This is a genomic window from Paraburkholderia haematera (assembly GCF_905220975.1).
Lineage (GTDB): Bacteria > Pseudomonadota > Gammaproteobacteria > Burkholderiales > Burkholderiaceae > Paraburkholderia > Paraburkholderia haematera.
The window spans coordinates 380780-392900 of sequence record NZ_CAJNBK010000001.1; the positions used below are offsets into that span (position 1 = coordinate 380780).

Here is a 12121-nt window from a genome sequence, read left to right on the forward strand (position 1 = left end):
ATGAGCTTGATATTCAGGGTTCGGCAGCGGCGGCGTTCGTGTTTCGATCTTCCCGCGGTCTGGCTTTCCGGCTTTCCGGCGGTCCGGTGTTCCGGGCCGCTCAGGGCTTGGTATCTTCTTCGTGCGACGGATATTCGTTCCAGTGCAGCTTCTTGCGCAGCGTCGCGAAATGGCTGTAGCCGACCGGGTGCAGCATTGGCACTGTATGACGCGAGCGGCGCACCTCGATCGTGTCGCCCAATTCCAGCGAGGTGAACGACTGCATGTCGAAATTGACGTTTACTTCCCGGCCCGAGACGATCTGGATGCTGACCTTCGAGTCGTCCGGCAGCACGATTGGCCGGTTCGACAGCGCATGCGGCGCGATCGGCACCAGCACGATGCCTTGTAATTGCGGGTGCAGGATCGGCCCCTGCGAGGACAGCGCGTAGGCGGTCGAGCCCGTAGGTGTGGCGACGATCAGGCCGTCCGAGCGCTGGTTGTACATGAACCGCCCGTCCACCGAGACATGCAGTTCCGCCATTCCCGAGAAACCGCTGCGGTTCACCACCACGTCGTTGAAGGCAAGTGCGTGGTAGATCGGATTGCCGTCGCGCATGATGCGCGCTTCAAGCAGCATGCGCTCTTCGCGCTCAAAGTTGCCGGAGAGCATTTGCGGCACGATCTCGCGCATGTCGGAGATCGGAATGTCGGTAATGAAGCCGAGCCGCCCGTGGTTGATGCCGATCAGCGGCGTGCGGTAGGGCGCAAGCTGGCGGCCAATGCCCAGCATCGTGCCGTCGCCGCCCAGCACCACCGCAACGTCGGCGCGCGCGCCGATCTCGGCGGGACGCAGCGCCGGATAGTCGGTGACGCCGATCTCGGCGGCGGTGTCGGCTTCGAACACGACCTCGAAGCCGCGCCTCGCGATGCACGAGGCGAGCTCGGTCAGCGGCTCGCCAATGCCCGGCGTATTGTTGCGCCCGACGAGCGCGACGGTCTTGAACTGGCTAGTCACTTGCATGCCGGCATTACACCATAGGTAGGGCCTGAAAAGAACCGCAGAAAGACCCGGTAGCGAGCCTGCTCAAGCGGGCGCGAGCGGATTGGGCGATTATCGTTAGAATGGTGAAATCTTGATGACATGCGCGCCGGTTGTAGTCCGGCGGCGCGATAGTCAGGGGGTGGCGCCGTTAGCGCTCGCTGTAGTCGTGTCATTGAGCTAAAATTTTCCGTCATGCTAGATCCCCGCGCACAAACCCTCCTAAAAACGCTGATCGAGCGCTATATCGCCGAAGGTCAGCCGGTCGGCTCGCGCACGTTGTCTCGCTATTCCGGCCTCGAGCTGAGTCCGGCGACGATCCGCAACGTGATGTCCGACCTCGAGGACCTGGGGCTCGTGATCAGTCCGCATACTTCAGCGGGCCGCATCCCGACGCCGCGTGGCTACCGGCTGTTCGTGGATACTATGCTGACGGTGGAATCCGCCGCGGACGAAGAAGCGGTCATGCGCACCGTCAAAACTACGCTGCAGGCGGGCGAACCGCAGAAAATCGTCGCCGCGGCGGCCAGCGTGCTGTCCAATCTCTCGCAGTTCGCCGGTGTGGTGCTTACGCCGCGCCGCAGCCACGTGTTCAAGCAGATCGAATTCATGCGCCTGTCGGACAAGCGGATCCTGCTGATTATCGTGACGCCCGAGGGTGACGTGCAGAACCGCATCATGGCGACCCAGCGTGACTTCTCGCCGTCGCAACTGGTGGAAGCCTCCAATTACATCAACGCGCACTTCGCCGGCCTTTCGTTCGACGACGTGCGCCGCCGCCTGCGCGAAGAAATCGACGAGTTGCGCGGCGACATGACCACGCTGATGCACGCCGCGGTCACGGCCAGCACGGATGAATCCGACACCGGCGAGACCGTGCTGATTTCCGGCGAGCGCAACCTGCTCGAAGTCGCCGACCTTTCGTCGGACATGGCGCGCTTGCGCAAGCTGTTCGATGTGTTCGACCAAAAGACCAGTCTCCTTCAGTTGCTCGACGTGTCGAGTCACGCCGCGGGCGTGCAGATTTTCATCGGCGGCGAGTCGAATCTCGTGCCGATCGAGGAAATGAGCGTGGTGACCGCGCCTTATGAGGTGAATGGCAAGATCGTCGGCACGCTCGGTGTGATCGGGCCGACCCGCATGGCCTACAACCGGGTGATTCCGATCGTCGACATCACCGCGCGGCTGCTTTCTCTCACGCTGAGTCAGCAGTAACCCGGCAGTTACTACCGGTCACCGCCGGCTGCGGCATCTCATGCAGCAAATGATGCGCGACCGCGCGCGGCTTGCCAATTGGCCGAATGGCCAGGGGTCCCTGGCGGACCTCGCAACGAACCGCGCCGCTATAATGAATTCCACCTGAACCGACTCTCCGCCCAAAGCGGTTATTTCTGTTGCCTATGCGCTTCGACCTCGAGCGGCCTTCACAGAACGCCACGTCACACCGTGTCGCCGTGCTGCTGATCAATCTTGGCACGCCCGACGCGCCGACGCCGCGCGCGGTCCGTCGCTATCTTGCGCAGTTCCTGTCCGATCCTCGTGTGGTCGAAATTCCGGCCTTGCTCTGGCAAGTGATCCTGCGTTTGCTGATTTTGCCGTTCCGCAGCCGTGCGTCAGCGAAGAAGTACGCGGCCGTGTGGATGCCGGAAGGCTCGCCGCTGCGTGTCTTCACGGAAAAGCAGGTGGAGGGCTTGCGGCATCTGCTGCAATTGAACGACTACACGGTGCTGGTCGACTATGCCATGCGCTATGGCACCCCCGGCATTCCGGCCATGCTGAACCAGCTCAAGCTGGCGGGCGCCGAGCGTGTGCTGCTGGTGCCCATGTATCCGCAATACTCGTCGTCGACCACGGCCACGGCTTTCGACGACGCCTTTTCGGCTCTCAGGCGCATGCGCAATCAACCGGAAATCCGCACTGTGCGGCAGTACGCGGATCATCCGGCGTATATCGCCGCGCTTGCCGCTCAGGTACATCACTACTGGCATCAGCACGGCCGGCCGGATTTCGCGACAGGAGACAAGCTGGTGCTGAGTTTTCACGGTGTGCCCAAGCGCACGATGGATCTCGGCGATCCGTACCACGAGCAATGTCAGCAGACCGGCGCGCTGTTGACGCAGGCACTGGGATTGACGCAGGTGGAATGCCGCATTACGTTTCAGTCCCGGTTCGGCAAGGCCGAATGGCTGCAGCCGTATACCGCTCCTACGCTGAAGGAATTGGGCTCGGCGGGCGTGCGGCGTGCCGACGTGTTCTGTCCGGGCTTTACCGCCGATTGCCTTGAAACGATTGAGGAAATTGGCATGGAAGTCCGCGACGAGTTTCTGCAGGCGGGTGGCAAGGAGTTTCATCGGATTCCCTGCCTGAACGCCTCGCAGCCGTGGATCGCCGCGCTAGGCGAAATCGTCGCTCAGAATCTGCAGGGCTGGCCCGTGCAAGCGGTGCCGGTGCCGCACACGACAGGGGCTTAAGCAGGCTCATGAATTACAGGATTTCTACCGAACCGGGCGCGAAACTGCGTATCGACAAATGGCTTTGGGCGGCGCGCTTCTTCAAGACTCGCTCGCTCGCGGCGGACGCCGTCGACAAAGGGCATGTGCGGATCGGCGGCGCCAGCATCAAGCCGGCCAAAGACGTGCGCGTCGGCGACCTGGTCGAGATCGAGATCGAACGGATTGTGTGGCAGGTGGAAGTACTGGGCGTGTGCGACGTGCGTGGCCCAGCCAGCGTCGCGCAGACGCTTTATGCCGAAACCGAAGAGAGCAGGGTGAAGCGGCAGGTCGAGCAGGAGCGGCGCAAGACGTATCGCGAACCGACCGCCGCTTTACACGGCAGGCCGACCAAGCGCGACCGGCGCACTATCGACAAACTTTCAGGTGGGGATTGAACAGTTGTTCCATCGTCGCGTGCACACCGCCGTACTCGGTGGTGTGATCGTTGACGGCCCCGGACATGCAGATGGTCGTGGTGCCCGCGATCAGTACCAATGCGACCACCGATATTGCAAAGGTCAGTTTCACGGTGCTCCCCTTGGGAAGATTCAGGATGGAAACGGGCGATTCAGGTGGATTTGAAAAATGTCGGTAAGGTTTACGTTAGATTAGGGTTAACGTGTCTTTTCCGACGCTTTATTGGAGGATAGGCCACTTGTCGGGCGCACTCAATCTCAATCTGATTGCGACGCAATAATGGTTGTAACCGGGCATTTCTGCCGAGCGCCCGCGGCGCGAAAAGTTCCGCGAGAGGCGCTTGAAATGGGTCTTTTCGACCCCATCTCCCGTTTCGATCCGCGCTAACGCACCAGGTTGTGCACCAGGTTGTCTGTCGCAATTTTGCAACGCACAAATGGCGCCAGCTTTGACGCGTTGCCGCCGCCGTTTGCTTTAACTTTTTTAACGACTTTCAGCGACATGGAAAACACGCAAGAGAACCCGACGAGCCAGAATCCCACGCCCGCCGACGAAACCGCGCGCCAGGCCGCCGAGGCCGCTGCATCCCAGCAGGACGCGGCGGCAAACGCTGCTCCTGAAGCTCCGGCCGCCGGCGCCGAAGCTGCATTGGCCGAAGCGGAGGCGAAGATCACCGAGCTGCAGGAAAGCTTCCTGCGGGCGAAGGCTGAGACCGAGAACGTGCGCCGCCGCGCCCAGGAAGATGTCGCCAAGGCCCACAAGTTCGCGATCGAAAGCTTCGCTGAGCATTTGCTGCCGGTGGTCGACAGCCTCGAAGCAGCGGTTGCCCACTCGTCCGACGACCTGCAAAAGGTCCGTGAAGGCGTCGAACTCACGCTGCGCCAGCTTTCCGGCGCGCTGGAGAAGGGCCGCGTCGTTGCCCTGAACCCGGTCGGCGAGAAGTTCGATCCGCATCGCCATCAGGCTATTTCGATGGTGCCGGCCGATCAGGAACCGAACACCGTTGTCGCCGTGCTGCAAAAAGGCTTTGTGATCGCCGACCGCGTGCTGCGTCCTGCCCTCGTGACCGTCGCGGCACCGAAATAAGCATCCGGGTCGCAGCACGAGCGTTGCGTCTCCAGCCGGGTTACAAGGCGATTTTCAGCCGTTCCGCCTGGCAGGCATCGTGATGGCCAACATTCCCGTCGACGCCGCTGCATTCGCCATCTTCGGTATGCAGGCGCTCATCGCCGAGTGATTCGACGCAGGGCTGGCCGAGGCCGGTGATGAACTGGCCATGGTGTTTTTCTGGGGTCTTGATTGTTTTAACCGCGAGATCGCCAGGAAGGGACGGCGATGCTGGCGCGGCCGGATGCGATTCGTGCGCCCGGTCTCAGAGGGTTTCACGGCAACGTCTCCGAGCATCGCGAACCAGGCCGGCAATTTCATGCCTCGTGGCGTGCCCACCTGGTTCCTCCTTTACCGGAGGCAAGCGGCTCGGCCGGGCAACCGGCTGGCACGGCCTGGGGCAGTTCGAGGCGGGGGCTACGGCGGCGCCGGACAGAGTCCGGGCGGCCAATGCGGTCGGCAGCACGGCAAATGGTGAAAAAAGCGGCAAAAGTTCGACCGATTGAAAAAAATTAAAGACCGCATCGTAAAAGAGGTCTTGAAAACGATGCGGACGCACTTATGTTGAGTGCAGGTAGGAATTGAGAGCGGGTCGCCGTACCGCCAGATGAGCAAAAACGGCGATTCCCGCAGCGATCAAAGTTAGGAGATTAGTAAAAATGGGCAAAATCATCGGCATCGACCTCGGCACGACCAACTCGTGCGTGGCGATCATGGAAGGCAATTCGGTCAAAGTGATCGAGAACTCGGAAGGTGCGCGCACCACGCCGTCGATCATCGCTTACATGGAAGACGGCGAAATTCTCGTCGGCGCACCGGCTAAGCGTCAGTCGGTCACGAACCCGCGCAACACGCTGTACGCCGTCAAGCGCCTGATCGGCCGCCGCTTCGAAGAAAAAGAAGTGCAGAAAGACATCGGTCTGATGCCGTACAAGATCATGAAAGCCGACAACGGCGATGCATGGATCGAAGTGCGCGACCAGAAGCTCGCACCGCCGCAAATCTCCGCGGAAACGCTGCGCAAGATGAAGAAGACCGCTGAAGATTACCTCGGCGAGCCGGTCACGGAAGCTGTGATTACGGTTCCCGCGTACTTCAACGACAGCCAGCGTCAGGCTACCAAAGACGCGGGTCGCATCGCCGGTCTGGAAGTGAAGCGGATCATCAACGAACCGACCGCAGCCGCATTGGCATTCGGTCTGGACAAGGCTGAAAAGGGCGACCGCAAGATCGCCGTGTTCGACCTGGGCGGCGGCACGTTTGACATTTCGATCATCGAAATCGCGGACGTTGACGGTGAAATGCAGTTCGAAGTGCTGTCCACGAACGGCGACACGTTCCTCGGTGGTGAAGACTTCGACCAGCGCATCATCGATTACATCATCGGCGAGTTCAAGAAGGAACAAGGCGTCGATCTGTCGAAAGACGTGCTCGCACTGCAACGCCTGAAAGAATCGGCTGAAAAGGCGAAGATCGAACTCTCGTCGAGCCAGCAAACCGAAATCAACCTGCCGTACATCACGGCCGACGCGTCGGGTCCGAAGCACTTGAACCTGAAAATCACGCGCGCCAAGCTGGAAGCGCTGGTTGAAGAGCTGATCGAACGCACGATCGAACCGTGCCGCACGGCGATCAAGGACGCAGGCGTGAAGGTCGGCGAGATCGACGACGTGATTCTGGTCGGCGGTATGACCCGTATGCCGAAGGTGCAGGACAAGGTCAAGGAGTTCTTCGGCAAGGAACCGCGCCGTGACGTGAATCCGGACGAAGCCGTAGCCGTTGGCGCCGCGATTCAAGGCCAGGTTCTGTCGGGTGACCGCACGGACGTTCTGTTGCTCGACGTGACCCCGCTGTCGCTCGGCATCGAAACGCTCGGCGGCGTGATGACGAAGATGATCAACAAGAACACCACGATCCCGACCAAGCACGCACAGGTCTACTCGACGGCTGACGACAATCAGGGAGCCGTGACGATCAAGGTGTTCCAGGGTGAACGCGAAATGGCAGCCGGCAACAAGCTGCTGGGCGAGTTCAACCTCGAAGGCATTCCGCCGGCACCGCGCGGCACGCCGCAGATCGAAGTGAGCTTCGACATCGACGCGAACGGTATTCTGCACGTCGGCGCGAAAGACAAGGCGACCGGCAAGGAAAACCGCATCACGATCAAGGCGAACTCGGGTCTGTCCGAAGCCGAAATCGAGAAGATGGTGAAGGACGCCGAAGCGAACGCGGAAGAAGACCACAAGCTGCGTGAGCTGGCCGATGCCCGCAACCAGGGCGACGCGCTGGTCCACAGCACGAAGAAGGCGCTCACCGAATACGGCGACAAGCTCGACGCCGGTGAGAAGGAAAAGATCGAAACCGCGCTGAAGGACCTCGAAGACACGCTGAAGAGCGGGTCGAGCGACAAGGCTGCGATCGAAGCCAAGATCGAAGTGGTGGCGACCGCCTCGCAGAAGATGGGCGAGAAGATGTACGCCGACATGCAGGCAGCGCAAGGTGCCGAAGCAGCGGCAGCGGGCGCGGCAGGAGCGGGCGCATCGGCGAACGGCGCGAGCCAGCCGCAAGACGACGTGGTTGACGCCGAGTTCAAGGAAGTCAAGAAAGACTAAAGCCAGGTCGCATTTCGACCGTAAAGCCGCACACAACTCTGTGTGCGGCCCGGCTGCACAAGGGACTGCGTCCATTCGGGCAGCAGGAACGTGCAAGAGCGGTTATCACGCCTGGCGAGCCTTTTAGGCTCTCCGGGCACATTTGTTTTATGGAGGGCGTTGTTTGAACCGCCTGAAAGCGGTGTGAACAACGGCCGGACGAGTCGCAAGACTCCAGCATTCAAGAGGAGCCACCGCGCCCCATTGCGCGAGTGGCGTTGAACCGATATGGCGAAACGGGATTACTACGAGGTTCTGGGCGTCGCAAAGAACGCGAGCGACGACGAAATCAAGAAGGCTTATCGCAAGCTTGCGATGAAGCACCACCCCGACCGCAATCCGGGCAACAAGGATGCGGAAGAGCATTTCAAAGAGGTGAAGGAAGCCTATGAAATGCTGTCGGACTCGCAAAAGCGTGCCGCGTACGATCAGTACGGCCACGCGGGCGTCGATCCGAACATGGGCGGAGCCGGTGCGCAAGGCTTCGGCGGTTTTGCCGATGCGTTCGGCGATATTTTCGGCGACATCTTCGGCCAGGCGGCCGGCGGTGCCGCACGCGGCGGCGGCCGTGCAGGCCCGCAAGTGTATCGCGGCGCCGATCTGCGCTACAGCATGGAAATCACGCTGGAACAGGCCGCGCACGGCTACGACACGCAGATTCGCGTGCCGAGCTGGGTGTCGTGCGAAATCTGTCACGGTTCGGGCGCGAAGCCCGGCACCAAGCCGGAAACCTGCCCGACCTGTAGCGGCTCGGGTTCGGTGCGGATGTCGCAGGGCTTCTTCAGCATCCAGCAGACCTGCCCGAAGTGCCACGGCACGGGCACCTATATCCCCGATCCGTGCGGCCACTGCCACGGCGCGGGCAAGGTGAAGGAAACCAAGACGCTGGAAGTGAAGATCCCGGCAGGTATCGACGACGGCATGCGCATCCGCTCGGCCGGCAATGGTGAGCCGGGTATCAACGGCGGTCCGTCGGGCGATCTGTACGTCGAGATTCACATCAAGCAACACTCGGTGTTCGAACGCGACGGCGACGACCTGCATTGCCAGATGCCGATTCCGTTCACCACGGCGGCGCTCGGCGGTGAGATCGAAGTGCCGACCCTCGCGGGCCGCGCGAGCTTCACGGTGCCGGAAGGCACGCAGTCGGGCAAGACCTTCCGTCTGCGTGGCAAGGGTATCAAGGGGCTGCGTTCGAGCATTGCGGGCGATCTGTACGTGCATGTGCAAGTCGAAACGCCGGTCAAGCTCACCGAGCCGCAGCGCGAGTTGCTTCAGCAATTCGAGAAGGCGCTCGTGGAAGGCGGCGCGCGGCATAGCCCGCAGAGCAAGAGCTGGTTCGATCGGGTGAAGAGCTTCTTCGATTAATAGCGGTTCGATTTGGCGGTAAGCATGAGGGCAGATGAGCGCGACGCAGTTTTCGCGTTGCTCGACGATTGCGACGCGACGGCGGCGCGCCGTTCGAGTCGTCTGTACACGGGATTTGTGCGTGAGCGGGTTTGCGCGGACGCCGCGCAGCTTGAAGCCGTGTGCGAGACCGTGGCCGCGGATACGCTGCGTGGTTTGCATGCTGTCGTGCTTGCCGACTACGAGTTTGGCCGGCATCTTCTCGGCGGCGGCCATTCTCACCGGGCATTGAAAGAAACGCAGCGTGGCGATGCCGCGCTGCGTTTTTTATTGTTTGACCGTTGCGAGAAACTGTCGCGCGATGACGTCGATGCGTGGCTGGTGGAGCGCGACGGCGGCGCGGCCGAGGCGTCGGTGGCGGGCACGGCGAACGTGCGCGCGAGCGTCGATCCCAAGCAATTCAACGACGCGATCGACGCGATCCATGCCGCTTTGCGCGCGGGCGATTCTTATCAGGTCAACTACACGTATCGGCTTGGTTTCGATGTATTCGGCTCGCCGACCGCGCTTTATCGGCGCCTGCGGGTCCGTCAGCCGGTGCCATACGGTGCGCTGATCGCATTACCGGGCGACACCTGGGTCTTGTCGTGTTCGCCGGAGTTGTTCATCGAGAAGGACGGCGCGATGTTGCGCGCCCGGCCGATGAAAGGCACGGCGCCGCGATCAGCCGATCCCGTGGCCGATCGTCATGCTGCCGAGTTCCTTGCAAACGACCCGAAGAATCGCGCCGAGAACGTGATGATCGTCGACCTGTTGCGCAACGATTTGTCGCGCGTGGCGCAGACGGGCTCGGTCCATGTGCCGGCGCTTTTTTCGGTCGAACCGTATGCATCGGTCTGGCAAATGACGTCGACGGTACATTCGACGTTGCGCGCCGGCACGACTTTCGCCGAGATTGTGCGCGCGCTGTTTCCCTGCGGTTCGATAACCGGTGCGCCGAAGCATCGCACGATGCAATTGATCGACGCGCTCGAAAGCACGCCGCGTGGACTCTACACTGGCGCGATCGGCTGGCTCGATGCGCCCTCGACGACCAGCGGCGAAAACACCTGCGGCGACTTTTGCCTATCTGTGGCGATCCGCACGTTGACCTTAAGCCCGGCCGCGCGGGCGGGTGAGCTGCAAGGCAAGATGGGCGTGGGCGCGGGCATCGTGCTCGACAGCGTCGCCGCCGACGAATATGCGGAGTGCCAATTGAAGGCCAGCTTTCTGACCGGCGCCGAGCCGGGTTTCGAGCTCTTCGAAACGATGTATGCGACGCGGGATGAGGGCGTGCGCCATCTGTCGCGCCATCTCGCACGACTCTCGGCGAGCGCCGCGACGCTGGGTTTCAAACTCGACGACGAAAACGAAATTCACGCGCAAATCGCGGAGAAATGTGCGGCATTGCCGGCGCAGACCCCGCATCGTATGCGCCTCGCATTGAGCAAAAACGGCGCGGTGCAGATAGCGGCCGCAGTGCTGGCGCCGCTGGCCGGCGAGACCGTCGCTGTACTGCTCGGGCCGGACCACGCGTTCCCCGCGATGCAGGCCGGTGATCCGCTGCTGCGGCACAAGACCACGCGCCGCGCCGAATATGACCGCGGCTGGCGCGAAGCAGAAGCGAAGGGTGCTTTCGACACGCTGTTTTTTAACGAGCGCGGTGAGTTGACCGAAGGCGGCCGGTCGAATGTGTTTGTGAAGCTGGGTGGGCGGTGGTGGACGCCGCCATTAACCTCGGGTGTGCTGCCCGGGATCATGCGGAGCGTGCTGCTGGAGGATCTCGATCTTCACGCGGCTGAACGCGTGCTGACTCGAGTTGATGTGCTAAACGCCGAAGCGCTTCTGGTGTGCAACGCACTGCGAGGCGCAGTACAGGCGCACGTGCTGGGCTAGGGCCAGCGGCGCTGCGGGCATTAGCGGCTTTGGGGCGTTGTGTGCTGCAGCCGGCTGCTCAACTGTTGCGAACACGCAGCAGGCGGGCCACGCATCCGAACAGGCGTGCGTGCCATGTGGATTCCCGCACGTCATGCGGCGCGGTAGCGTGGTTGCGGATTCCCGCTACGTCGATCAGGCAAAAGGGGCTCATAGTCATCTCTCTTCGGTATGCGGCAGAGCCGCGTTAACAAGGTAGACGAAGATAGATGACCCGGTTTCCAGGTGATATCAGACGGGTCCCAAAACAGGCGCGAATGTGCCCAATTAATGTGATTCCTAGCAGGCCTGGTGCTTAGAACGTGTGTTCCGGCCCCGGGAACGAGCCATCCTTCACCGCATGCACGTACGCTTCTACGGCGGCCTGGATGTTCGGTTGCCCCTGCATGAAATCCTTCACAAAGCGCGGCCGCTTGCCGGGGAAAATCCCAAGCATGTCGTGCAGCACCAGCACCTGACCCGAACAGTCCACGCCTGCGCCGATGCCGATCGTCGGAATCCGCAATTGCTTCGTGACCTCACTCGCGAGCAACGTTGGGATCGCTTCCATGACGATCAGTTGGGCGCCCGCATTCTGCACGGCGAGCGAGTCGCGCAGCAACTGGCTCGCGCCCGCCTCGGTCTTGCCCTGCACCTTGAAGCCGCCGAACGCATGCACCGATTGCGGCGTGAGGCCGACGTGCGCGCACACCGGAATCGACCGTTCGACCAGAAAACGTACCGTGTCCGCGAGCCACTCGCCGCCCTCGAGCTTCACCATTTGCGCGCCGGCGCGCATGAGTTCCACCGAGCTCCTGAACGCGTCCTCCGGCGTGCCGTACGTGCCGAACGGGAGGTCGGCGACCACCAGTGCCGAGGGCCGCGCCCGCGCGACGCTTGCCGTGTGATACGCGATCTCGGTGAGTGTCACCGGCAGCGTGGTCGTCTGGCCTTGCAACACATTGCCGAGCGAATCGCCGATTAACAGCACGTCGACCCCCGCGCGATCCAGCAGCGCGGCGAAGCTCGCGTCGTAACAGGTCAGCATGGCGATCTTTTCGCCGGCGTCGCGCATTGCCTGCAGTTTCGGCACGGTGATGGCGTTCCGGCTCGCTTCCTGCAAATAGGTCATG

10 protein-coding genes and 1 pseudogene are annotated in these 12121 nt (G+C 61.9%); 8 read left to right on the plus strand and 3 right to left on the minus strand.

The window, feature by feature from the left end:
• Positions 1–100: 100 nt before the first annotated feature.
• Positions 101–1003, minus strand: coding sequence for an NAD kinase (locus KHO23_RS01735; RefSeq protein WP_211609059.1), 903 nt, complete (start codon positions 1001–1003; stop codon positions 101–103).
• Positions 1004–1216: 213 nt separating this feature from the next.
• On the opposite strand from KHO23_RS01735, the gene hrcA reads away from it, so the two are divergent.
• The 3 genes from hrcA (at position 1217) to KHO23_RS01750 (ending at position 3908) form a co-directional block, all read left to right on the plus strand.
• Positions 1217–2236 (plus strand): heat-inducible transcriptional repressor HrcA, encoded by a 1020-nt coding sequence (hrcA, locus tag KHO23_RS01740; RefSeq protein WP_120346113.1) that lies wholly within the window; start codon positions 1217–1219, stop codon positions 2234–2236.
• Between the two features lie 185 nt (positions 2237–2421).
• On the plus strand, positions 2422–3492 hold the full coding sequence (gene hemH / locus KHO23_RS01745) for a ferrochelatase (RefSeq protein WP_211609061.1): 1071 nt from the start codon (positions 2422–2424) through the stop codon (positions 3490–3492).
• 8 nt (positions 3493–3500) lie between these two features.
• Entirely contained in the window at positions 3501–3908 is a 408-nt protein-coding gene (locus KHO23_RS01750) for an RNA-binding S4 domain-containing protein (protein WP_211609063.1), read from the plus strand.
• Here the strand turns inward: KHO23_RS01750 and KHO23_RS01755 are convergent.
• Positions 3880–4041 (minus strand): hypothetical protein, encoded by a 162-nt coding sequence (locus KHO23_RS01755; RefSeq protein ID WP_012431795.1) that lies wholly within the window; start codon positions 4039–4041, stop codon positions 3880–3882. The genes KHO23_RS01750 and KHO23_RS01755 overlap by 29 nt on opposite strands.
• A gap of 390 nt (positions 4042–4431) precedes the next feature.
• On the opposite strand from KHO23_RS01755, the gene grpE reads away from it, so the two are divergent.
• The 5 genes and pseudogenes from grpE (at position 4432) to pabB (ending at position 10970) form a co-directional block, all read left to right on the plus strand.
• A complete protein-coding gene (grpE, locus tag KHO23_RS01760; RefSeq protein ID WP_211609817.1) occupies positions 4432–5016 on the plus strand; it encodes a nucleotide exchange factor GrpE in 585 nt (194 codons plus the stop codon).
• 82 nt (positions 5017–5098) lie between these two features.
• A pseudogene (locus tag KHO23_RS01765) lies at positions 5099–5543 on the plus strand (thioredoxin family protein).
• 153 nt (positions 5544–5696) lie between these two features.
• On the plus strand, positions 5697–7649 hold the full coding sequence (dnaK, locus tag KHO23_RS01770) for a molecular chaperone DnaK (RefSeq protein WP_211609065.1): 1953 nt from the start codon (positions 5697–5699) through the stop codon (positions 7647–7649).
• 267 nt (positions 7650–7916) lie between these two features.
• A complete protein-coding gene (gene dnaJ / locus KHO23_RS01775; protein ID WP_120297733.1) occupies positions 7917–9056 on the plus strand; it encodes a molecular chaperone DnaJ in 1140 nt (379 codons plus the stop codon).
• Positions 9057–9080: 24 nt separating this feature from the next.
• The gene (gene pabB, locus KHO23_RS01780; RefSeq protein WP_211609068.1) at positions 9081–10970 is read left to right on the plus strand and encodes an aminodeoxychorismate synthase component I; all 1890 of its coding nucleotides are present in this window, start codon (positions 9081–9083) and stop codon (positions 10968–10970) included.
• A 334-nt stretch (positions 10971–11304) separates the two neighbouring features.
• Here the strand turns inward: pabB and panB are convergent, their stop codons facing one another.
• Positions 11305–12120 carry a 3-methyl-2-oxobutanoate hydroxymethyltransferase gene (panB, locus tag KHO23_RS01785; RefSeq protein ID WP_211609071.1) on the minus strand — a complete coding sequence of 272 codons (816 nt, stop codon included), beginning with the start codon at positions 12118–12120 and terminating at the stop codon, positions 11305–11307.
• Position 12121: the final 1 nt, after the last annotated feature.

Coding starts and splice junctions, on each gene's coding strand:
- KHO23_RS01735 (WP_211609059.1), bottom strand. CDS start 1,003: ATGCAAGTGACTAGCCAGTTCAAGACCGTCGCGCTCGTCGGGCGCAAC.
- KHO23_RS01750 (WP_211609063.1), top strand. CDS start 3,501: ATGAATTACAGGATTTCTACCGAACCGGGCGCGAAACTGCGTATCGAC.
- hemH (WP_211609061.1), top strand. CDS start 2,422: ATGCGCTTCGACCTCGAGCGGCCTTCACAGAACGCCACGTCACACCGT.
- dnaJ (WP_120297733.1), top strand. CDS start 7,917: ATGGCGAAACGGGATTACTACGAGGTTCTGGGCGTCGCAAAGAACGCG.
- dnaK (WP_211609065.1), top strand. CDS start 5,697: ATGGGCAAAATCATCGGCATCGACCTCGGCACGACCAACTCGTGCGTG.
- panB (WP_211609071.1), bottom strand. CDS start 12,120: ATGACCTATTTGCAGGAAGCGAGCCGGAACGCCATCACCGTGCCGAAA.
- hrcA (WP_120346113.1), top strand. CDS start 1,217: ATGCTAGATCCCCGCGCACAAACCCTCCTAAAAACGCTGATCGAGCGC.
- pabB (WP_211609068.1), top strand. CDS start 9,081: ATGAGGGCAGATGAGCGCGACGCAGTTTTCGCGTTGCTCGACGATTGC.
- grpE (WP_211609817.1), top strand. CDS start 4,432: ATGGAAAACACGCAAGAGAACCCGACGAGCCAGAATCCCACGCCCGCC.